The following is a 22639-nucleotide window of genomic DNA, read 5'->3' on the forward strand; positions in this document are numbered from 1 at the left end:
ATTTCTCAGACTCGCGTGACGCCGGAATGTATTGCCTTGAGATGATCGGCGAGCCGCAGCGCCATGGCGACGATCGTCAACGTCGGATTGGCGTGGCTGGATGTCGGAAACACCGAACTGCTGGCGACAAACAGATTCGCCACTCCATGCACACGGCACTGCTCGTCGACCACGCCCTGCGAGGGGTCTGCAGACATACGAGTGGTTCCGATGTGATGACCCAGCACCGCCTTCACGTCGCGCATCAACTGCGACACATCGTTCTCCAAATAGGTCAAGTACCCGCAATTCTGCCGGCGTAGTTCCTGATCGATAAGCTCATGCGCCCGTTGCACACTCTGCCGATCCTGCTCAGTGACTTCGAAATGAAGCCGCAACCGCGGCATGTCGAACTCGTCACGCGCATCATCCAACATCACGCGATTGTCCCGATGAGGCACCTGTTCACTCTGGAAGTAGAGGTAATAAGTGTTTGAGCGGGACCGCATGAGCAGCGAAGGAATCCGTCGACGCTGGAGCAGCCGCTTTCGACCGAACTTTGGGAGTACCGACAAGGCCTGGGGGGAACCCGCCAGGATATTTTTGATATGCCGCCAATAGAGCGAGTACTTCCCCTTCCCTAACTCCTCCTGCTGCCTCCCTCCCAACAAACGTTTGAGCAAAAACGCTGCAGAAAGGACCGCATTACCGTGGCCCGGATCCCCCACCAAGGGGCGGTCCAACAGCATGTACAGATTCAAGAGACGGTGCCGACGCTGAGCCTCTTCCGAGAACGCGATGCGACGTCTGCAGAAGACACCCTGCGGATCGGCCTCGTACCCGAACATGACATCCTGTCCTGCCGTGAGCGTGACACTCGCGATGACGCCGTGAATATGCGACATATACCCACGTCCCAACCAATCCGAATGGTTGCCGATTCCCTCCCGATGCACACGTCGAGAAGCCAACAGCAGTCGCGTCGTTTCCAACCCGCCGCCGGCCAACACCGTGGTGTGCGCGCGTACGGTAAAGCGACGGCCGCTAAAGGTTGCCACGTCGACCGAATCGATCCGCTTGCCGTCCGATGAGGGCTGTAATTCAACCGCAAGGGCGTGCAGCAGAACACGCAGATTGTCCGCACGTGTGAGAATCGGCCGATAGACCTTCCCGAATTGCGTCGGCGGACTCCATCGCTCGATGCCCGACGTATTCACATCCCCGTCCTCAAAACCAGGCAGCATCGAAGGTGGCGCACCGGGGAGCGCGGTCGACACACGGTAGTCGTACTCGCCACACTCACAATAGGAATGGGCACGTCGGTAATAGCCGTCGATCTCCTTCTGCGGAAACGGCCAGCCGCTGTGCGAGATCCACTCGCGTTGATCAAAATCGAGGGAATCGAACGGAATGCAGCGTCCACCCCACAGAGATGTCGTGCCTCCGAGTTGGCGATAACGAGCCTGATCCAACGGCAAGTGACGGACCGGATCGTTTAGCTCTCCCTGGTAGAGGCCCTGACTCGGTCCGGCTTTCGACTTCCCACCGGCTTCCAATACAATAATGGTCAGACCGGTGGCCAGCAGCTCCATCGCCAGGGTAATACCGGCGGCACCTGCGCCCACAATGCACACGTCGGCCGTGAGGGTCTCTCCGTCGGAAATCGATCGCGCATCAAGCAACATGGCTACACCTCATCGCGACGTCCATCGCACGCACATTCTCCTGCACATGCCGCCGGCAACTCATTCCCGCCAGCACGACGCCGATCTCCGCACGCTCCACCAGCGGACCTAATGCATCGGACACGGAGCCTTTGGCCAGTACATCATGCGCAAACACCTCCCGCGCGATCACGCCCACCTGTTGGGCCTGTGCGCGCTCCAACACCGGGATGGCCGCCTCGATTCGGCTGCGGTCGATCGGAATTTGGACACAAGTGACGTCCGGCTGTCCGAGCCAGACTTGGGCTTCGTCCAACGACCGACAGGACACGCCGAACTGCCGAAGTTTACCTTGCGCCATGAAACGGGTCAGCAGCTCGAACACCGCATCACGTTGCGGCACATCGACCGGGGGGTTGTGCAACAAGAACAGATCGATCCGATCCACGTTGAGCCGACGCAAGCTCCCCTCGATTCGTCCGGAAAGATAGTCCGGTTCAAAACACTGCCGTTCCTGCCGGCGACGCGCCTGCGTCGTCGCGACTCGTGCAGTCCGCCAACGCCGCAGGATTGAATTCACAACCGGCTTTGCCAGTCGTACCACAGGTTCCATCGAACCGACCGTCAACCCGGCCTTGGTACAGAGAATCATTCCTTCGCCCCCGCTCCGAAACAGCTTCCCAAGCAGGCGTTCACTATCACCCTGACCATAGACATCGGCTGTATCAAAAAACGTAATACCCGCCTCCCTGGCCTCACGAAGACTCGCCTCCACTTCGGTGCGCGAGTACCGTGTCGCCAGCGAAGCGATCATCGAGCATCCGAACCCCAGCACCGACGGCGTCAGGCCGGTGTTACCGAGCTTGCGATACTGCACAATCCGCTCCGATCCCTACGACGTCCGCGTACCGAGCCGCGGTAATCCGTGCAATCGCCTCCCACGAAATCTCCGCGGCTGCCTGCCGAACATTCGTGACCATGCGCGCATACAGCACATCATCGCGCAACAGTCGAACGATCGCCTGCGCCAGCACTGCCGGATCCTTCGGGGGCACGAGCAACCCCGTCGATTCGTCGCTCACGACCTCATCGAACCCACCCACTCGCGTGGCAATCACGGGTTTCCCGAATCCGAAGGCAGAAGCCAAGACACCGCTATTCCATCCGTTTTCGTACGGCAGCACCAAGAGCCGCGCGGCAGTAAAATAGCCGGCCATCTGCGCAAAACTCACGTACTGCGGCACCAATCGCACCCGCTCCTGCAAGCCCAAATCGGTGAGCTGCCGCTGCAACGGCGCAATGTCCATCAGCGGCTTCCCGACAATCAACAACAAGGCATCCGGCACCTGCCGAAGTACCTCCGGCGCGGCGGAGAGGAGCGTATGGATCCCTTTCCTCGGCTCAATCAATCCGAAACACAACACCACCCGTGACGCGGCAGGAATGTCCGGCGGCTCACCGGCCACGTGTTCCCGCACAAACGCCGTAAGATCGGCGATCGGAAGCACCGTGATCCGGTCACGCGGCACCGCGAAATGCTCGACGACCAGCGGCTGATTCTGTTTGGCATTGAGAAACACATGCCGCATGCGGGCATAGAGAAAACGGAACGCGCGGATATGATAGGGTCGTAATGAGTTGGGCAAGACGTCCTGGGGAGTATAGACGAACGAGGCGCTGCCCAAGAGCCGTAACATCGCCCATAGAAGAATGTACAGGGCCGGATGTTGCGCCCCCTGCAGATGGATAATCTGCGGCCGGAAAGTCAGGCAATGCCAGACAAACCGACAGAGCCGCAGCGGCCTGGGCCGATACCGATCAAAGACCTCCAACGCCTTATACTTTCTCGGATAGTCTGCCAATTCGAATCCAATACCTGTGACCAGCGTGACGCGATGCCCCCGTTCCACCAGCGCATTGGCCAAATTGTGGGTATATTGCACCGTCCCGGCACGCGGAGCCGGCGCGATAAAGAGGATACGAAGCTCGCCACTCACTGTTGCCATATTCCCTTCCACCTTACTGCTCTGCTTTCGGAGTCTCCCCGGGTTTCACCGATTCCTCAGCGTACGCACAACGTCAGAATGTCGCGATCATCCGCAGGCTGACCTTGTTCGCAAGGCGATTGGCAGACGTGCCCAAAATGTCTTCACGCTGGTCGAACATGTCGTACCCCAGTCTAGCCACAAGCCAAGATGCCGGCGTGTACGAAATGCCGACATTCCATTTCAGCGTGTGTACCGTCAAATCGTCAGATCTGGTGCTCGTGAGAATCCACGTCAGCCCGGCATCAAAGAGAAAATTATTCGCGAGGCGGATTTTGGTCGACGCGCGGATAAAATCTCCGACCAGCGGTTGACTCAGTCCCCCCGACGGAGGAAACACATCGCGCATATAACTCAGCTCATACAACGCGTCCCCGATCGACTTCTTGATTGACGCCTGTGCGAGAACTTCGACCGTCGAAGGGTTCGGCTCCACACGAACCGCGCCGATTGTTCCGCTGAGTACCAGTGTCTCCGACAGATCGATCTCCTGGGCAACCAGCGCGGAATGTGACTGAAAATCTCGCCCCTGCTGGAAATCGAAAAATCGAAACCGATACTTCACGGTGGTGCGCCCCCACTGCGTCTCACGAACTCTCGCCCCCACCTCGCCTTCATGGGTCATACTGTTGATGGCTCCCGGAGCATCGGTCGACCATAGAAAGTTGGCATAGTTAGCCAAGAGATCAACCGACGGTGTCAGACGATGGCGCATCATCAAGGCGCCGAGGTTGATCGAGGTTCGCCCGAATGCAGCCATGACTCCGGGTGTCACTTGCTCCGTAGGATCCTGAAACGATTCAAACCGCTCAAACAGCGTCAGCGTCGTCCGGTCGCTAACATTCCACAGTCCGAACAGTTCCCCGTTCTGCCGCGACACGGCTCGGTTCTGATTCGTGTTATTCGCGTAGACTCTGGACTCTACCGAATAGTCCATGGAAAGTTGTCCATCTCGTCCGAACGTCCGGTAACCCAGCCCCGGCGCAATCTTGGTGATGTAGTCCGTCCCACGATTCTGCGCCGTAAAGAAGACGTTGTCCGTATACTCTTCAGTGATGGTGAGTCGCGGCGTAAATCCCTCGCGGCGAATCGGCGCTCCTAACAATAACTTTTCCGAAACCGGTATCCGCTCATACCCCATCTGGTTCTGCCACGAGGGCAATTCGCCAAACTCACGCTGAGGCCGAACAAACTCTGCGTTGTCCGGTTCCTGCGCCGTCAAAATGGGCGGAGCCAGCCCTACGCCCGCAGCCAATGCCACCGCCGCCACCGGAAGACGCAACCAACGGAAGCCCGCCCCGGCCGGCGCTTTTCTCCCCGTCAGTCCGCTACCTCGCCCGCCCTTGTCCCCCACAGCTGTGAGCAGGCACTGCATTCTCTGTGACACGTGACTTCGCTTTCGTCCCGGATTATTAAGAGATTGCCTATGCTACGGAACGATCACGGTATCTCCCGGACGAAGCATCACATTTTGATTCGTATCTTCTCCTTGAACAAACTTGCTGTAACTGAACGGAATCCGCTGCTCGTTGCCGCGAGCGGGATTGACGATGAAAATCTTGTTTCGAGAGGCAAACGTGGTGAGCCCCCGCGCCATCGCCAAGGCCTGAATGACGGTCACTGGCCCCTTGAGATCGAAGACGCCAGGCTGCATCACTTCACCCAGGACGAAAATGCGAAAGCTGTGCGTCGCCTCCAAGATCACCGTGACTTGCGGATCCTGGATGTGCTGCTTGAGCTGCTTGTTGATCCGTTCCTCGATCTCACCCAGCGTGAGCCCCTTGGCCTCGATCTCGCCGATCAACGGATAGTTGATTTTGCCGTCCGGTCGAACGGTGACCATGGTCGACAGTTCTTTGTGCTTCCAGATGAACACATTGAGCACGTCGCCCGCACCCAATCGGAAAGGACCGCTCCAACCTGCCTCTGGGGATGGAACAGCGACCGGCTCGGTTTCGGATGCCTGCACGGCGGCCGCCAGGCACAGAACCATGAAACATACAGCCCAGCATGTGTAACGAATTCGTCGCATGACTCGCCTCCCTCTCGATAACATGAATCTTAGTTGGTCTTACTCATCAATAACGGCACGGTTCGCATCAACCCAGTTGCCATGACGGCGGCCCGGCACACCAACAGGAATGGTGCGGCCAGTCGCAATCCCGGATCCTCGCGAGGCAGTTGCCAGAGAAACGGCAACGCTGTGACCGTGAAGAGGCCACCGGCCAGTGCCGCCACATAGCTGGCATGTGGCACCAGCGGAATCAGCGCAAGCGCCCCCACACCGAGCACGACAGAGCCGATCTGAAGCTTGAGTGTTTGTGGAGTGTAGGAATCACGGATGGCCTTGCTCGGAAACCGTTTGTACACCATCACCCGCCAATAGGCCCGGCTATGTTTTTTCCGAAGATACTGTTTCAGTGTCGCAGGATGTTGATGATAGATAATCGCTGCCGGCTTGAACTTGATCTTGTAGCCGGCGGTCGCGACCCGGTAGGAGAGGTCTGTGTCCTCGTTGTCGGCGACAGGAAAACTGGTGTCGAACCCGCCGATCGTACGGAACACCTCGCGACGGAACCCCGCCGAGTAGGAAAAGACCACGTCCACATACTCGGCAGCCGCCAACTGGCGATACCGGGCCTCAAACTCGGCCTGCGCAAAGCGAGCCACAAGGCTGCGTTGTTTTGTCTTGTAGGCCCCTTTCACGGCGGCTATTCCAGGTGACTGAAACGGCGCCACCATTTCCTTAATCCAGTCAACGTGCGGCACACAGTCGGCGTCAGTGAACAGGAGAAACTCTCCTTGAGCCGCTTCTGCACCGAGGTTCCTGGCCGCCGCCGGCCCCCGATGAGCTTGGCGAAGTACGCGCACCCTCGGGTGCGCGCCCCCCCAATCCTTGACGTAGTGTTCGATATACTCTGGCGTGCCATCCGTCGATTCATCATCGACGATGATCAGCTCGACCTCGTCCGCCGGGAACGATTGCCGCGCAAATGAATCCAATCCGTCGTGAATCGTCTTCGTGGCGTTGTAAGCCGGTATGACTACTGTTACACGTATTGCCATGAGTACCTCATCTCCGTCCCGCCGCCACGCAAGCGGCTTGTACGCGTACGTCTCCGCACGTGGGACGTCCCCCCGCACCGACCCCCACTGTGCGACTTCGGCCCTATATCACGCCTCCGCCCTCGCCATGCGCCCAATCGCGATGGCCATGGGTAGCGTCAGCCAAATCTCGCGCACCATCGGTGTGATCATCAAGAATGCCATCTGCCCGAGAATGATGCTGCACATGAGGATGGCATAGGAGCGCAATTCCGGGTGACGCAGGGCGCGTTTGGCGGAGATCAAGGCCCAGCTCCACATCCCAAGAAATGCGGCGAGCGCAAACATCCCCAGTTCGCTGGCCACCTCCAGAAAGACGTTGTGAATCGTGGACGGATGGGAGGAATGGTTCGCCCACGCCGGCAAATATTTCGTATAGTGCCAAATCGACTGCCCGAACCCGACACCGAACCAAGGATTCGCAACAAAGAGCTTCCAGCCTCCGACGATCGACTCCAATCGGAATTGCCAACTCCCGCTCGCTTCATTCACATCGGCTTTTCCGAACAACCCTCCGCTTTCTACCGCCTGCACCCCTGTCGAGAAGGATTCCGAGATCGCCTGATAACTCAGGAAACCCGTAAAAACAAATACCGCCCCGATAAGCAGCAGTACACGGACGGCACGCGAGCGGAACGACAGGGCAACGACGGTCATCAGCGCAAACCCGATCATCGAACTTCGGGCAAACGTGTAAAACCAGGCGTAGCCCATCAACGCCAGGATGCCTCCCAGCAGGACCTGTATCGACGGACGTGACTCCGTCAGAAACAGAAAAGCCGTGCAGGGAATGGCCATGAGAAAGAAGCTCGCTAGCATGATCGGGTGCGAGGTCGTGCCTTCGGCTCGGATCTTGCCCTCCAGGACGGCGCTAAGAGTTCCATCCACGCCGCCTTCGCCAGGTTGCCCGAGATTCTTCCGCCAGTCGCCTGGCATCACGAATCCGTAGTGCACCTGCGCGGCAGTAATAAGCGCTTCCACGAGGCCGGTGAATGCGATGACCCAGAGCAGGCGGCGAAAGTCTTCAGGGGTACGATTGAATGTGAGGGTAAAATAGAAGAGAGCCCCGTAGACAGGAATTTTCGCCGCCTCTCCAGGCAGACCACGCAAGCCCTCAGCGAGCAGCAGGGACACTATGGACGTCAGAAAAAACATGCCGGCCAGATAACCGGCGGGCCATCGCATAATCACAGGCCAGGGGCCTCGATGAATCAGCGCATTAAAGGTCACCATCCCGATGGTCAAGGGCGTGATCAGTTTGGTAACGGTGATGCTGCTGAAGAGATCGACCTGCACCGGAATAGTCGCCACCAAAATGTAATAGGGAAACGCGACCGATGTGGCCATCGTCCCGAAGGCCGTCCCGGCGATCAGAATCGCCAACGCTTTCGTCGAGAGCGCGAGCACCGAAGCGCCCAGTGCCGCGCCGATAAGCGTGGGCGCCGCAACCGTGCCGAATGCCGGTCTCATATACCTCGTGTCCCTTCCGCCAAGGGGCTGACTCGAGGCTTAGCTGACCGCAGAAACCCCAGCGCGTGCCTCAGAATGGCGACGATGGCCAGCGATTGGAGCATACGGGCGATCAGGGTGGTCCATGCAGCTCCGAGAGCCCCGTAACCGGGAATCAAGAACCACCCGGCGATGATCCACCCGAGAAACGCCGATCCTTGGATCAGGCTGAAGAGGTGCGGGCGGTTCATCGTGTACAAGACCAAATACAAAGGATGCGTCACCAGGGTACCGAGCGTGCCGATGAACAGAATCTGAAATACCGGAATCGTGCTTTCATAAGCCGGGCCGAACAACGCAAGCACCAGCGGTCGGGCGAAGTAGAGAAAGGGAAGAAGCGCGACCGCGATGACGGCATAGACAGGGAAGGACCGCTGTACATATGACCGGCATTGTTCGAGTCCGGTTAACTGGCTGACCTTCGGGAGTAACGTCGTCAAGAGGCTGACCGTCAGGAAATCCACTCCCATCAGCAGAGAGGAACCGGCGCCGTAGAGGCCGGCCTCCCGGGCATCGGCGACATAATTCAAGACGGGGACACCCAGGTTGACTTGAAGAATGAAGAAAAGGCTGGCCATCGCCGGCCACTTACTAAACCGAAGGAGTTCGCGCAGCAATTCCTTGTCAAGCTTGAAATTTGATAGGTGGGGGCGCAGCAGCCATAGACCCCATGCGGTACACGCATAATAGAAAAAAACATGGAGACCCATAACAGGCCCCAAGGACAGCCACCCAGTCCACAGCAAGATAGGCACACCGATAACGCGTAGGAAATTGACCAACCCCACCATCAGCCCGTAGGTCCCGAACTCCTCCCTCGCCTGCCAGACCGAAAGATTGAAACTCCACAATGCCGCCCCGAATGAACCGACCATGCCCAACATCACGGGCGAGACGTACGCGTGGCTGGTAGACGCACGTTCGGCGAAATGAACTCCCACGGCCACACCTAACAACACGATCGGAATGCCGAGCAGAATCCGAAGCGCGAGCGCGTTGGTCAACACGGCAGTTGCCCTCGCGGGATCCGTCCGTCTATTCATGGCGTAGAACCGGACGACTCCTGGGTTCAGGCCGTCTCCAAGAACATCGTTGCCGAAGATGAGGATCACGATAAACAGCGAAAACAGACCGAATTCCTCAGGCCCCATCCAGCGGGCGACGATCAGGCTCATGACAAATCCCAGGCAGGCCCCCGTCATTTTCCCGGCAAACACGAGGGCGGTCTGCTGCGACAGCGCCTTTAGACCCGTCCATTTGATCTGCATGCCCGCTCTACACCAGCCCCTTCACCATTGGTTCTCCAACCCCGCCGCGCATCGCCTTCTCAGCGAATAAGGAGACGTCGGCCGACCAACGGCCCACACAATGTTCCACCCCTCTTGTGATGTCGCCCGGCTGATACGATACTAAATCCAGCAACAGCGACGTATCGGCCTGCCAGTGCTTGGGATCGCCCGGTAACTCCTTATTCAACGTCACAATGGCCTTGCGGCTTCCGACCAGACGAGTGACGATCTCCGCCATGGTTCTGACCGAGGTAGAACTCCCGGACGCTACATTCACCGCCCAGAAACCTTTCGGCTGCCGCTCGGCGATTCCAAGGAAGTATCGGCAAATATCGTCGATGTGAAGAAAATCACGCGTTTCTGTCCCTGTGCCTTGAATGGTCAGATAGGGATTGTCGTCGATCGCCTGCCGGAAAAGTTCCCACACCAGCAACCGCTGCTGAGCCGGGCCGATGGTGGAGAACAGTCTGGCGACCACGACATTCAGGCCGAAACATTGCGCATACTCCTGCGCCAGTTGCTCGCAAATGACCTTGTGAAACCCATAGGGTGATATCGGGCGCAGGCTCGCTCCCTCGGTGACCGGCAACAGGGTCGGATTGCCGTACACGGAGGCACTGGACGGAAATATGACCAACGGCTTCACGTCGGCCTTTCGAACCGCATCCAGCACCGCGCCCCACGTCTCGACGGCCTTTAAAAAATCCTCGCGGGGTTCTTGAAACGAATACCCGACCGAGGCGGAGCCGGCGGCATGCGCCACCACGTCCGGGCGGTACGCATTCACAGCGTCGATGAAATCCGGGTGCTCGAGCGCACATCGCTTGAATGCCATACCTTCGATGGGCATCCCCTGCTCCGAGCGCGCGACGCCCAAGACCTCGTGTCCGCTGCTGAGAGCGTATCGAGCCATACTGCTTCCGACGAATCCGTGGCAGCCTGTAACCAATAGTTTCATGACCGGTTCACTTCCTGTGACGAAGACCCGTCTTCCGGCGCGATCTTCAAATCGTCGCCAGACCATTCCCCATCATTTGATGATGAAGCAGCTCCCCATCGGCGTTTCATAAAAGACCGAACAGTCAGTGCCTCGCAAAAATTCATCCACGGCCCTCTTGGCGCCGGGAAACACGCTATACCCGTAGTCATCGACGACGATGACGCCGCCCGGCAACAGCCTGGGATAGAAAAATTTCAGGCTGTCCAGAGTCGGCTGGTACAAATCGACATCGACGTGCACGAAGGCAAACTTCTTACTCTCGACTTCTGGAAATCGATCCGGAATCCACCCCTTGTAGATTTCGATGAAATCGAAACCAATTAGGGCCTTCTTCAAATCGTCGATGGTGGAGGAAAACCAATTCTTCTCAAATTCGGCTTCTTCCTTGGTCTGCCGGGCATAATCGGAGACGTCTTCGCTGGTTTTGTCGGAGAGTCCGCCTTCGAACGAGTCGAAGATATGAAACGACTTCGAGAAACCATGCCGGGCGAGAATCGTCGAAATAATATAGGCCGAATGACCTTTCCAACATCCGCACTCCGCAAACTCCCCGTCGATGTTCTTGCGCGCGGCCGACTCGGCCATCTGTTGCAGGCTATACATGCGGCATTGCAGGGGGAAATTATCCACCCATTCCATGCCCGACTTGGCGAGTCCTTCCCGGTAAAGCACCATTCGCGGATGATCTTGCTGAAAATATTCCAGCGTGTTCTTGTCGAAGAAGACGATGTCGGTATCGCGTTTTTTTTTGTGAAACTCGGCTTGGAGCCCCAGCATGGAAAACCCCTTCACGAGCGATGTCTTAATGATCTGCTTCACAACAACCTCCCACCCTCATTCATAACTTACAGCCGATCTCACCGAGTTGGCGTCTGAAATGTTCCTGGACCGAGCGCGCCTTGTTCCTGTCCGGACGCATACGCACTAATCTTTCGTAGACCTGAAACGTTCGCTCAGCCATGGCGGCCAGGCTGAGGTCGTGAACGATTTTGTCTCGAGCACGCAGGCCGACTTCGGTAAGCTCCTGGGGGCTCTCCCTCAGGCGTAGCAACGTCTCCGTCAGAACCGGCACATCGTCCACAGGCACCAGGTAGCCGGTCCGGCCGTCAGTAATCATTTCGGAGGCGCCCCCTACATCCGACGCCACCACAGGCTTCCCCATAGCCATGCCTTCGAGCATCGTAAAACTGAAGCTTTCGGCAAAGGACGGCGCTACCAGTACATCCAAAGACGCAAACACGGCGGGGATCTCCGCCAAGGAGACATGCGCCATGAGAACGGCCGAACCCAGACCATGCTCGGCGATCCAATCGACAAGCGTTTGCCGATATGATTCGAATCCGGGAAGCACCGTACCGACAATCACAAATCGACTGCGAGGATAGCGATCCAAGATCGTCCTGGCCGCCTTGAGAAAGTTCAGGTGGCCTTTGACCGGATGAATACGCCCCACCATGCCGAAGACGTAGTCGCCGTCCGCGGCAAAACCGGTCACGGACGAGGGGGCGAGGGAGCGAGTGGGATCGAACCACGCCGTGTCGATTCCATTGCGAATCGCGACTACTGGGGGGTCCTGCTCGCGTAGTTTTAATTCTGCACCGATGGCCACCGAATCGGTGATCACCGCATCCAGTCGCCGGAGAATCATCCGATCGATCCAGGGATAGACCGTCGCCCGCCAGGAGCCTCTAGGAAAATTGACCCATCCGAGAAACGAGGCCAGCACTGGACGTCCCGTGAGTCGCGCACTGAGTATCCCGATCAGGTCCGAGCGATGGTCCAGAGCATGCACGACGTCGGCTTCATACGCTTTAATCAAGGAGGCGGCCTTATAGACATCGCTTAGATCGAAGGGATTCCCGATCGGAATCGTGACGTGCTCAAACCCGGTCTGCTTCAATTCCTTTAGCCAGGATGTTTCGCCTAGCGCGGGATTGACGATGCACACCAGGAGGCAGCGAACTTTCTGTGGGTCGAATCCCTTCAAGAGAGAAAGAAGATAGGTTTCCCCTCCCGTCATGCCGGTAATCCCACGGCAGTTGCGAATGATCACAACTCGAATCGGTTTCATCAGCGGTTCCTACTCTCGGCACAGCCAGTCAGCATCGCTGGCGCCGTCATAATCGAGTCTCTCGGTACGATCTTGCCGCCGCGCCGACCGGCACAGCCCGCAACCAGCGGACCCAGGACACTCCGAGCGACAAGCCCCATCGTTCGTTCAGTGTATGCACGATCGCTCGTAAGCCGGCCGCCAGCAGAATGCTCAAGACCGGAATGGTCGGAATGCTGTAGCGAATGGTGGAAAATGTCAGCGCATGAACGGCCGCAAGGAATACGACCGGCAGGATCAGCGGGAACACCGTGATCCCCTGCCGCTTCGCCTCCAGCATGCCCAGGACCGCCACGCCCAGGAAGAAGGTTTGAAACAAGACAATGTACGATTGCGCCCAGCGATTGTCGGGAAGAAAAATCCTGAGCCAGAACCTGAACAGTTTTCGGACCGTCAATAATGCAGTATCGAACGGATGGGAGCGCATTTCCCGCCAGGCGGCCAGGAAAAATGCATGATCGTCAGGGACCGAAATGTGAACCGGCTGCGTAGCCGATCGGATCGACGGATAATTCGCGACAGGAGCGAGAACCCGATCCGCCGGCTCTGTCCCCGTGATTACGGCGCCGCGCCGCTCGAACAGCTGCACCCGGGTCATTTCATCGACTTCCCAGTCCTCCTTGCCCTCACTTACCATTTGATTACCGAGCCAGAGGGCGTAGCCTCCCCCGGTTGCCACGGCCACCACTTCGCCCGTCTCGCGATAGTTCCGAAGAGCCCAGGGAGCCACCACCATCAGGCAGGCAAGGGTCAGCACAGTCGCCGCGGATAGTGCGCGACCCGGTTCGTCCCGCAACTGATATACGACGCATGTCGCAAGCAAGGGCCACAAGCCCAACGCCACCGGCTTCACCAGCGCTGCGACGGCGATCAATGCGCCTACGGCCAGGTAGGCCATGAGACGTCGGGTGGTCACCGCCGCGATCCAAGCCGCGATGACGGCCGTGAACGCCAGGGTAAAGAGCGGCTCAGACAGGAATCGGAGCGAGTAATAAGCGGAAAGTGGATGCACCGCAAAGCTCACGGCAGAGAGCAATCCGACGGTCTCACCGAACAAGCGCGTGCCCAAGTAAAAGATCAAAACGGCCGTGACCGCATCCAATGCGGATTGAGTAAGAAACACCCCTGTTTCATTCTGCTCCCCGAAGAGCGCGTAGACAGCCGCCAAAAAAGCCGGATAGAGCGGAGCGCGCCAAATGATGGGCTCACCGCCCGCTTCGGCGACAAAACCATGGCCACGCGCCAGATTCACCGCAATGTCCGAGTAAACATCCGCGCGTTTGACGACCGGCACCGTCGCGTCGATGACCCCACCGACGCCGATACGCAGGGTGAAACACAGGGCAAAAACCGCACAAAGACACAGCCATTGTGAAGATCGGTTCAGCGCCATTGCCGGCCTACTCTCCGCCCTTGAAGGAGGCTTGCTTGAGGTAACGAGGGTTCTCACGAACCGCCCGCTTCCAGGCCCCCGTTTCATCCTCGAAGGTGCCAAACCTGGGCACTTCGTAGTAATCTTCGGCAATTTTGAAATCAGCGAGCGTGATCGCCTGCACTCGAGGGAACTGCGGCAACACGTCGCGGAACACCTCCTCTATCACCCGGGCTCGACTACTTGTCTTATCTCCCAACACCCCGAACTCAGGGAGAAATAGAGGCCGATTAGTCACCGCCCCCCAGGCGGCATACCCGGGCCCCAATGCCTCCGCGACGGACGTGGCGAGTTCCTGCTGTCGAAGTTTAGGAACGGCCAGGGGATCGATGAAATACGCACTCTGCCCCACCCAGTCGATGTAGTCGTCGCCGGGATAGAAATACTGGGGATGCAGCCATGGGGAATAATCCTCATGACGGGGATTCATATAGTGAGACCCGGCGTACATGAACCAGGTCACGTTTCGCACCTCTTCTCTTCGAAACCTATCGATGACGTAAATGAAGGCGTCTCTGATGCGCTCCGGCCCGTCCGGCCATGTCGGATCCCCGTACAGCCGGCACACATGATCGACATCGTCCAACCGCGTTCCGCCCTGCTTACCGAACCCCATCATCCCCTGGTAGTTGAATTCGCTGAATAGGGTGAGCATGATCGGATGCCCGTACGCCTTGATCTGACGGGCCACGCTCGTGATGTATGAATCGAAATCACCCCGCAACAGGCGATCGACCGTCACCGTCGGTTTACGGAATCCGTACCAGAACAGGTGTGACTCCCAATCACAACACTGGATGGCCCAGGCCACCGCCAGCACGCCACCCTCGCTTCTGACCTGCTCGGCCAGCTGGAGCGGACTGAGCAGGGATGATTCCAACGGATCCGTGAAGGTCCTGAAATGCGGCGAAGATGCGGTCCAGTCGTCGTCGGAGACCCAATCGTGAAAGGTAAACACAATGGCGGGCCGATGCCCGCTCTTCGCCGTGAACCGTATCCGGTCTTCCGGGATCGTACCGATGCTGTACAAGCCGATGTAGGCACCGTTCGAGGGCGGAGTCAGGGTGACACCATCTACAGCGGAAGCACGATGGTGTTTCGGCGCAGGCGCCTCGGTCCGACAACCGGCCACCGCCTCGGTCGCCGGTGAAGACCGGGCGTCCGTCGCAGCCAATAAGAGCCCGGACAGGAGCAACACTCCACAACAAAAGCCCCGTCCGAATTTGGACGGCTTGCTACGCACGACCTGCTCCCTTATCCAGCTCGACGATCTGCAGATAGCCGTATCGACGCACGATCGGAATTGACCCGGCGAGTTGATCGCAATGTCTAAGTAGGGCCGTCATCCGTGACCAACGTTTCTTGAACACGTAGAAATCGAGCAACCGAAAGAAAAGGAAACTCGGAAAATGAATGGTGCAGGCGCCGGGAAAGACGCTCTGAAGCGTCGCAATATCGCGACGGGTAAGCGGATGCTCATGATCATCGCTGTATTGAGGCACGCCGAACCGTCCGCAGACCTTGCTTCTGGCCGCCATGAGCAACGGATTGAGCGCGGAGTTTTCGATGAACACCGCTTTCCCCCCCGGCTTCAAGACGCGAGCCAATTGCCGGCTGGCCTTGGGAAGATCCACGTGGTGCAAAACAAATGTGCCGAACACGACGTCGAAACTCTCGTCCGGAAAATCCAGTTCCTCGAAGGGCTTGCAAAGAAAGGTCACATTCACTCCGTTCGCCTTTGCCAGCCTTCGCGCCGTATCGAGTTGACCGTCCGCCGTATCGAACGCGGTGACGATCGCGCCACGTTTCGCCAGCATCACAGACGTGTGCCCGGGACCGCAGCCGCAATCCAGCAGCACCTTGTCCTTCACATCACCGAGCAGGGCCAACGCATAGGCATAGAGTTCATACAGGCCCCAGAGGGTGAGCCAATAGTCATAGGGCGCATACCAACCGTCTTCTCGAACGAACCCCTCCACCGGGGACGCCTTCTCATTCATCTGTAGTACTCCCGCGATCGAGTCACTCATACGCCCTCCCTCCCACCGGCCGCCAACCAGCGCCCGTAAATCCAGTCCGGAATGATGTATCGACGCTTGTTCAACACGAGTCCCAGCAAGTGCCCTCCTGCGGCCTCGATCGACATAGTGGTCCTGGCCGCCGCCACCGACACCGTCCGCTCAGCCTCGATCACCAGAATCGTGCCGTCGATTCCTGCGATGGCCACACGCATCTCAGGAAAGGAGGTCAACGCGGGGCCGTCGATCACGATTAAATCGAACCGATCGCGCATGGTCTTGGCGACTTCCGCCAGATGCTCGGCAAATTCCAGCGCGGTGCCTTCCTTGTGCCGAACCAGCAAGCGATGGAGGAGCGGGAGATCGGTCGACTCGGGGTCAGCCTGACGGAGCCGGCCGGCATCCGGCCCTTGCTTGTCGGCGGCAGCGCCATCGTCGGTAGTTGGCTTCCCGGAATCGGCCGCTTCAAAGGTGATGAGCAGTACGCGAAACTTCTGCTCGGCCAGCACTCGCGCGAGCGCCCCAGCTACGTGCGACCGGCCTTCACCGCGGAGGGCGCTCGTGGCAAGCAGTGTTCTCAGACCGCGCTCATGGTACGACCGAATGACCTGCTGCGCGGCCTGCCGTAACTCAAGATCGAAACTGACAGCATCGGACGTGCCAGGACGGACGAGCGGTAACGCCGCGAGCACAGGCCGCCTGAGAGCATCCTCCACCTCCTCGCGGGTGACGAAGGTCCGGCGCATGTACTCGGACACATAGGCTGAGCCGAATCCTCCGACCAATCCGATCAAGAGTCCAATCACCACGTTGAGCAACTTGCGGGGCCTGATGGGTTTCTGCGGAGCCGTAGCATGCTCTATCGCATTCACGTTCGAGATGCCTTTGCGGTCCAACACTTCATTGATACGCGACTCTTCTTCCTTCTTGAGGTAGATGTCGAAGGCTTCTTGCTTGACCTTGACCTCGCGCATCAGCCCCTGCAATTCCATCTCGCGCTGATCCAGGGTATTGAGAGAATCCCGGTAGGATTTAAATTGCTTGGTCAGCTCCGAGAGGCGCGGACGCAAGCTCTCGCGACGACCTTCCTCCATGACCAGGTTGCGCTTCAACTCCTGATAGGTTTGGTTAAGACCGGAGGTCGCTGCGCCGGTGACCTTCGCACTCTCCGCCTGCAGACGGGCACGCACGGCGGCAATTTCACGCACAAGCTCTCCGGCAGCGGGACTGTCCGGTACATACTGGGAATACTCCAACTCCATCTGCATCAACCGGTTCTTCAGTTGATCCAGCATCGGATTCCGCTCTGAGACATTCGTGAGCGGAATCGCCTCCTGTTGCCCTGCCAGCCGTTCCTTCAGTTTGGTGATGCGCACTTCCGTTTCTGCGACTTGTACCTGACTCTCACGAAGTGCGGCTTCGGTGTGCGTCACTTGCTGCAGGAGATGCCGCTTTTGATCTTCGATGGAGACGATGTTCCATTTGTCTTTGAAGGCCTGTAGCCGGAGTTCGGCCTGCTGCAACTCGCCGCGCATCTGCTTCGTCTGCTCGTCGAAGAATTCGCGCGCACCTTTGCCTTTACGGATGGACAGCTGGTGGTCCATGTAGATCCCCACCAATGCGTTGAGGGCATCGGCGGAAAAGTTCGGATCTGGCGAATCCAGACTGGCCACAAACACATGCGTTTGCCGCACCCCCTCCACATTCAAATGAGCCCGAATCTGCTGCACGGCTTGATAGTGCAAGTTCTCCGGCTTGGATTCATACCCGATCGTCGCCAGCACTTGAGCGACCGGCGGCAGACCGGCCAGCTGCTTGAAGACGAATTTCGGCAGGTCGGCAACCCAGTCCCAACGCCCCCGCATGGACGTCAACACCCGCTCATTCCCGAAGTAGTCGACCAACTTATCTAGTAGAATCGGGCTGGTGAAGATTTGCACCTCGGTCGCCACATCATCTTTCTGGGTGATGTCGGAAGGCGTGAATACCTGACCCGTCAACGGGGTGCTCATGCTGAAGGGAGTCCGCGCGTTCTGAATGAGGAGTCGAACCTCGGCGCTGTAGATATTGGTCATCAGAAACGAGCCCGGACCGGCCACCATGGTCGCCACTCCGATAATTGTGAGCAGCATGCGCTTCTGACGGAACACAGTAATCAGATGTTCTCTTAGACCGAACGCGGATCGGTTTGGAACGGCGGCGGATTTCGCTTCGGGGAGCCCAGTCGTGTACGGCACGTTCATCACACTCCTTTCAGCAACACCCGTGCGGTCCGGATGAGAATGTACAGGTCCAGTAACAGTGAATGCGTGCGGACATATTCAAGGTCGTATCGAATCCACTCCGCGAATCGATTCCGATTGCGCGCCTTCACCTGCCAGAGACCCGTCAAGCCGGGGGACACACTCAATCTCGCATCGCGCCATGTCGGGCAGAATTTCATCTCGTCATAGGCCAGCGGGCGAGGTCCGACAAGACTCATTTCGCCGCGTAAGACATTCAACAGCTGCGGCAACTCGTCGAGGCTCGTTTTGCGGAGAATCTTGCCCATGCGGGTAATACGGGGATCTTCCTCTAACTTGAACATTGGTCCGTCGACACTGTTTTGTGCCCGCAACTCTTTCTGACGCTTCTCCGCATCCGGCACCATGGTTCTGAACTTATGCATCCAGAATTCCCTGCCGTTTTTCCCGCACCGCTTTTGGGAGAAAAACACCGGGCCCGGAGAATCCAGTTTGATCGCCAAAGCGATAAGCGCCATGAGCGGACCTACGAGAACCATCCCGAAAGCGGCGGCCACGAGATCAACGACGGATTTGACTAGGCCATACATCGACCGTTGACCGTTGCCTCTCTGCGCCTTTCCGGACGACCGTTGAGCACGCCTCGTCCGTTGCGCCGGCTTGCCCGGAGGAGCCTGGGAAGACGGTCCATGCGGCTCATACATGGCTGGCTTCGCCTTGGTCCAGAATGTGCTCCGAAGGCGCATGCCCTCGGGTACGGCCTCGTCGCCGGCCACCACGGAATATTCCACCCTGGCATTCCCCTGTACCCGCGTGCCGGACCGGAGCACACTCTCGCGAACGAGACTTCCCTTTTCCAAGTGAGAGGTCGGACCGATCACCGCGGGCCCGATCAGGTGTACATAATCTTCCACCACACAATTGGGGCCGATCACCAAGGGGCCCAACAAGAACGAGCGCGGCGAAATATCCGAATTTTCACCGATGACAATGTCGTCCATGCCACCGTGGCGACTGTCGCCACGCGCGCCGGATTGGATGTCTTTGAACAGAATCTCGCGATTCAACCACAGAAAGTCCTCCGGCCCCGTGATCGTACACACGCCGCCTTGGATTTGGTGGGCGCGAATCGAGCCGCCACGGCTTCGTAGCAACGGTACCAGTTGCTCGTTCACATCAAAATATTCGTCCCGAGGGATGAGCGGCAGCACCTCACGGTTGAATACGTATACCCCGCAAGGCGTCAGCTGACTTCGACGGTTCCTCGACCAATGTAGAATATTGACCCGGGAGACGAGCCCGGTCTGGTCCACTTCGACACTTTCCAGGTCATCGTCGTTGCCTGCCATGCGCTGAGTGACCAACGTAATGCCAGCATGATGTGATTCATGGGCGTCGAGGGCAGCCTCCAGGTCCACGTCGCGCAAATACACATTGGCATGAATGGCCAGAAAGGTCGGCGTGTCGAGAAAGTCTTCCACCGCCTGCAAGCCACCAGCGGTTCCTCGATAGACGGGCTCTGTCCGCCAGAACACGGTCATGCCGCAGGCACGACCGGCTCGACACACGAGTTCCCGCACATACGGGTCTTGCTCACACGACACAACCGCTACCTCGCGGACACCTTGTTGCTTGAGAGCCAGCAGCAGGTGGTCGATCAAGAGCTCGTTTCCGACTGGAAACGCCAGCATTGTTCCGACCCATGGAGCACTTTCCATGATCACGGCTTTCATGCGATGGCCCTTGTTATCAAGAGAAACACGCCTGACCCTACATCCCGGGACAAGACCCTCCAAAACGATGAAGAGGCTGCAAACCAGACTATTCGGCACACACCCTTCACTGCCGGGAGCGGCACAGACACACCCCTAAATACGTGAACCGCTAACATTCACTACCTCGGTCGTTGACCAGTGCGGACCGGAGAATGCTGTAGTCCAGGGACAATTCGGCGACACGATGCTTCAGGCGCCGATTCTCAAGCTGCAAGGACCGCAGGTGCCGGGCAGGATCCATGTCGCCGGGGAGGTGTTTGGCGCGCCAGCGATAGAATGTGCTGACCGAGATCCGGTATTTCCTGCACGCACGTGTGACCCCTCCCTCGGCACTTCCTTCCCTCAGGATCTGCAACTTTTTTTCTTTACTGAATCGAGACGGCATCCGTCGACGTTTCCCGTGTGCGACCTGCTTGGGTAACCGCGTACATCCTTCCGTGGACAAGACTCGGTTAACTCCTCTTCGTCATATCCGCAGAACGTGCATCCTAACGGGGGACTCTTATACAGCGGGGAAGCCCGGCGCACATCGGCTATTGGTGCCGTTTACTCGGCAAGGCGATGGGGGGAATGCTCGTACGTTTGTGCTGGGTCGGATGTGAAAAATAATCCGCAAAACGGAGGGCACAAAATACCCGCATTAATTCCGCTGTGATTCTGCGGGTCTATACCACGCGATAAAATCGTAACCTCGTAAGCACACGAGCAGAGCCCCTCGTATACCTGGCTGTGCACACTTATGTACGCTAGAATTTATCTGTAATAAAATGATCGTCGATCCTCGCAAAATGTTTATCAGCAAGGCTTTTTGACCTATCGATGATTTAAATTTCGCAATTGATTGGAGCGGGGCTGGTGTGAGAGTATGCGTCCATGCATGAGCGATCCATCACGTGTTTAACCTAGAACTGAATGCGTAATATTTCGATTAACTCTACAGAGACGTATTTGGGCACGTTACATGTCGTTCAGGGAACGTGTATCAGTCGGGAGGATTGATGAGGGGAATAGAAGAAGGAAGAGCCGCGACCGTGGTGGCGATCGTGAGCAGCAACTATCTTTTGCGGCTCGGTCTGCAGAAGATCGTCGAAGATGAGAAGTGGATTCGCCTGACCGGGCAGTCTGCGCACGGCGTGAATCTCGACGACTTACTGAAGTCCGAGCACCCGCACATCGTGATCTTGGATACGGAGAGTGAGCACACGGTGCAGGACATGATCCGGACCATCAAGGAAGCCGTCCCGGCAATCAAAATCATCCTCCTGGCCGGTATCGATGAGTCCGAAAGCACCCGTCAGGCATTGGCATGCGGCGTAGATGGCCTGGTACTAAAGATACAACCCTCTCCGGTCTTGATCGCCACAATCGATTACCTTGCCCACGCCACAATGCCCGTCACGCTGCCGATCGAGCTCAGCGCTTCGCGAGTGAAAAGAGGGCTTACGTCCTCCCTGCCGGCTTCACCCCCTCACACTTCTGCCCCAATGAAGTGGCCGGAAGGCTTAACGGAACGAGAGCGCGAGGTTGTGCGCTTGATCAGCGAAGGCCTTTCCGATAAAGATATTGCCGACCGACTCTGCATCTCCAGCATCACGGTCCGTCATCACCTCACTAATATTTTTGACAAGCTGGGCGTGTCCAACCGCCAGAAGTTGCTGATCCGCGCACACCAGCATGGGCTTGTAGGGCCACCGGCTTTAGCATAATACCCGCACTTAACGCCGAGCACGAGGCTCCGAAGAGCTGGCATCGCCACTACCCGTAGACCAGACTCCACGGATTCACCTCAACAGACTCGATGCCCTGAAGACAACCCGGAAGTGCAGTTCGTGTGATCGACACCTGCCCCCTTCGCTTTCAGGCCTGCCCTGCAAGCTGCTTCCCGTAGGTAAGTAGCCGTCGATCCGCCGCCCATTTCTCAGTGAACGTCTGCCCACCTCGCCAAAAGCGGCATTCAATCCACTCGCATGCCTGCGATGGCTCCACACGAGCCTGGAACAGCGGGGCGCGAAGCACGTCACTGGATGGCTTACCAACTAAAACAAAGATGGGTGACAGCCTGAATGGCCACTAGTATCGACAGGACACCAAGAAAGGATTGTTGGACGACCATGTCCGTTCGCCACGAATATGAGGCTGCCCGAAAAAGGCTTGCGAGGGAAGAAGCGAAGGTAGGAACGGGCCATCACAGCCGTGGTTTATCCGGCGACAAAAATGAGAGAGGCTGCGCCTGAAAACCCGCCGGTACGCACAAGGACGTAGGAAAGGACTACTGAAGGGGTTTATCCCGTCGCCAAAAACAATGAGAGAAGCTCCGGGTCGGGAAAGATTTGTTTGGAGCGGGCGATGGGATTTGAACCCACGACAACTTGCTTGGGAAGCAAGGACTCTACCACTGAGCTACGCCCGCCCCTTGCAGAAGAGGAAACGAATCCTACGCCGGAGCCGCTGCTAAGTCAAGGCAACCGGC

18 protein-coding genes and 1 tRNA gene are annotated in these 22639 nt (G+C 57.9%); 1 reads left to right on the forward strand and 18 read right to left on the reverse strand.

Annotated elements, in window-relative coordinates; genetic code table 11:
• Positions 1-5: 5 nt before the first annotated feature.
• The 17 genes from NSND_RS03875 to NSND_RS22050 all read right to left on the reverse strand — a co-directional run bounded on the left by NSND_RS03875 (position 6) and on the right by NSND_RS22050 (position 20554).
• Positions 6-1664 (reverse strand): GMC oxidoreductase, encoded by a 1659-nt coding sequence (locus tag NSND_RS03875; protein ID WP_080877703.1) that lies wholly within the window; start codon positions 1662-1664, stop codon positions 6-8.
• The gene (locus NSND_RS03880) at positions 1654-2520 is read right to left on the reverse strand and encodes an aldo/keto reductase (protein ID WP_080877704.1); all 867 of its coding nucleotides are present in this window, start codon (positions 2518-2520) and stop codon (positions 1654-1656) included. Before NSND_RS03880 ends, NSND_RS03875 begins: the two co-directional genes overlap by 11 nt.
• Positions 2498-3649, reverse strand: coding sequence for a glycosyltransferase family 4 protein (locus tag NSND_RS03885; RefSeq protein WP_080877705.1), 1152 nt, complete (start codon positions 3647-3649; stop codon positions 2498-2500). Before NSND_RS03885 ends, NSND_RS03880 begins: the two co-directional genes overlap by 23 nt.
• A gap of 73 nt (positions 3650-3722) precedes the next feature.
• The gene (locus tag NSND_RS03890) at positions 3723-5063 is read right to left on the reverse strand and encodes a porin family protein (RefSeq protein WP_080877706.1); all 1341 of its coding nucleotides are present in this window, start codon (positions 5061-5063) and stop codon (positions 3723-3725) included.
• Between the two features lie 54 nt (positions 5064-5117).
• Complete coding sequence (locus NSND_RS03895; protein WP_159450622.1) at positions 5118-5720, reverse strand: polysaccharide biosynthesis/export family protein; 603 nt, start codon at positions 5718-5720, stop codon at positions 5118-5120.
• A 29-nt stretch (positions 5721-5749) separates the two neighbouring features.
• Complete coding sequence (locus NSND_RS03900) at positions 5750-6754, reverse strand: glycosyltransferase (RefSeq protein ID WP_080877708.1); 1005 nt, start codon at positions 6752-6754, stop codon at positions 5750-5752.
• 108 nt (positions 6755-6862) lie between these two features.
• Positions 6863-8263, reverse strand: a complete 1401-nt coding sequence (locus tag NSND_RS03905; RefSeq protein WP_080877709.1) for an O-antigen ligase family protein — start codon at positions 8261-8263, stop codon at positions 6863-6865.
• On the reverse strand, positions 8260-9570 hold the full coding sequence (locus NSND_RS03910) for an oligosaccharide flippase family protein (RefSeq protein ID WP_080877710.1): 1311 nt from the start codon (positions 9568-9570) through the stop codon (positions 8260-8262). Before NSND_RS03910 ends, NSND_RS03905 begins: the two co-directional genes overlap by 4 nt.
• A 7-nt stretch (positions 9571-9577) precedes the next feature.
• On the reverse strand, positions 9578-10615 hold the full coding sequence (locus NSND_RS03915) for an NAD-dependent epimerase/dehydratase family protein (protein ID WP_080877711.1): 1038 nt from the start codon (positions 10613-10615) through the stop codon (positions 9578-9580).
• Between the two features lie 6 nt (positions 10616-10621).
• On the reverse strand, positions 10622-11410 hold the full coding sequence (locus tag NSND_RS03920) for a TylF/MycF/NovP-related O-methyltransferase (RefSeq protein WP_080877712.1): 789 nt from the start codon (positions 11408-11410) through the stop codon (positions 10622-10624).
• Between the two features lie 19 nt (positions 11411-11429).
• Entirely contained in the window at positions 11430-12662 is a 1233-nt protein-coding gene (locus NSND_RS03925; RefSeq protein WP_080877713.1) for a glycosyltransferase family 4 protein, read from the reverse strand.
• Positions 12663-12708: 46 nt separating this feature from the next.
• Entirely contained in the window at positions 12709-14094 is a 1386-nt protein-coding gene (locus NSND_RS03930; protein WP_159450624.1) for an ArnT family glycosyltransferase, read from the reverse strand.
• 7 nt (positions 14095-14101) lie between these two features.
• Positions 14102-15376: a glycoside hydrolase family 26 protein gene (locus NSND_RS03935; protein WP_080877715.1), complete on the reverse strand. Its 1275-nt coding sequence runs from the start codon at positions 15374-15376 to the stop codon at positions 14102-14104.
• Positions 15369-16163 (reverse strand): class I SAM-dependent methyltransferase, encoded by a 795-nt coding sequence (locus tag NSND_RS03940; protein WP_080877716.1) that lies wholly within the window; start codon positions 16161-16163, stop codon positions 15369-15371. The genes NSND_RS03935 and NSND_RS03940 overlap by 8 nt, the downstream gene beginning before the upstream one ends.
• Entirely contained in the window at positions 16160-18388 is a 2229-nt protein-coding gene (locus NSND_RS03945) for a GumC family protein (RefSeq protein WP_235000156.1), read from the reverse strand. The genes NSND_RS03940 and NSND_RS03945 overlap by 4 nt, the downstream gene beginning before the upstream one ends.
• 5 nt (positions 18389-18393) lie before the next feature.
• Positions 18394-20127 carry a sugar transferase gene (locus NSND_RS03950; protein WP_080877718.1) on the reverse strand — a complete coding sequence of 578 codons (1734 nt, stop codon included), beginning with the start codon at positions 20125-20127 and terminating at the stop codon, positions 18394-18396.
• A 151-nt stretch (positions 20128-20278) separates the two neighbouring features.
• Positions 20279-20554, reverse strand: coding sequence for a transposase (locus NSND_RS22050; RefSeq protein WP_080877719.1), 276 nt, complete (start codon positions 20552-20554; stop codon positions 20279-20281).
• A 646-nt stretch (positions 20555-21200) separates the two neighbouring features.
• On the opposite strand from NSND_RS22050, the gene NSND_RS03960 reads away from it, so the two are divergent.
• The gene (locus NSND_RS03960; RefSeq protein ID WP_159450626.1) at positions 21201-21875 is read left to right on the forward strand and encodes a response regulator transcription factor; all 675 of its coding nucleotides are present in this window, start codon (positions 21201-21203) and stop codon (positions 21873-21875) included.
• 629 nt (positions 21876-22504) lie between these two features.
• Here the strand turns inward: NSND_RS03960 and NSND_RS03965 are convergent.
• A tRNA-Gly gene (locus NSND_RS03965) sits at positions 22505-22579 on the reverse strand.
• Positions 22580-22639 lie beyond the last annotated feature (60 nt).

Source organism: Nitrospira sp. ND1 (genome assembly GCF_900170025.1).
GTDB lineage: Bacteria > Nitrospirota > Nitrospiria > Nitrospirales > Nitrospiraceae > Nitrospira_A.

What these genes read in the sequence shown, in the direction of transcription:
- NSND_RS03875 (WP_080877703.1), bottom strand. Translation starts at nt 1,664, where the DNA reads ATGTTGCTTGATGCGCGATCGATTTCCGACGGAGAGACCCTCACGGCC.
- NSND_RS03885 (WP_080877705.1), bottom strand. Translation starts at nt 3,649, where the DNA reads ATGGCAACAGTGAGTGGCGAGCTTCGTATCCTCTTTATCGCGCCGGCT.
- NSND_RS03890 (WP_080877706.1), bottom strand. Translation starts at nt 5,063, where the DNA reads ATGCAGTGCCTGCTCACAGCTGTGGGGGACAAGGGCGGGCGAGGTAGC.
- NSND_RS03895 (WP_159450622.1), bottom strand. Translation starts at nt 5,720, where the DNA reads ATGCGACGAATTCGTTACACATGCTGGGCTGTATGTTTCATGGTTCTG.
- NSND_RS03900 (WP_080877708.1), bottom strand. Translation starts at nt 6,754, where the DNA reads ATGGCAATACGTGTAACAGTAGTCATACCGGCTTACAACGCCACGAAG.
- NSND_RS03905 (WP_080877709.1), bottom strand. Translation starts at nt 8,263, where the DNA reads ATGAGACCGGCATTCGGCACGGTTGCGGCGCCCACGCTTATCGGCGCG.
- NSND_RS03910 (WP_080877710.1), bottom strand. Translation starts at nt 9,570, where the DNA reads ATGCAGATCAAATGGACGGGTCTAAAGGCGCTGTCGCAGCAGACCGCC.
- NSND_RS03915 (WP_080877711.1), bottom strand. Translation starts at nt 10,615, where the DNA reads ATGGTCTGGCGACGATTTGAAGATCGCGCCGGAAGACGGGTCTTCGTC.
- NSND_RS03925 (WP_080877713.1), bottom strand. Translation starts at nt 12,662, where the DNA reads ATGAAACCGATTCGAGTTGTGATCATTCGCAACTGCCGTGGGATTACC.
- NSND_RS03930 (WP_159450624.1), bottom strand. Translation starts at nt 14,094, where the DNA reads ATGGCGCTGAACCGATCTTCACAATGGCTGTGTCTTTGTGCGGTTTTT.
- NSND_RS03940 (WP_080877716.1), bottom strand. Translation starts at nt 16,163, where the DNA reads ATGAGTGACTCGATCGCGGGAGTACTACAGATGAATGAGAAGGCGTCC.
- NSND_RS03950 (WP_080877718.1), bottom strand. Translation starts at nt 20,127, where the DNA reads ATGAAAGCCGTGATCATGGAAAGTGCTCCATGGGTCGGAACAATGCTG.
- NSND_RS22050 (WP_080877719.1), bottom strand. Translation starts at nt 20,554, where the DNA reads ATGCCGTCTCGATTCAGTAAAGAAAAAAAGTTGCAGATCCTGAGGGAA.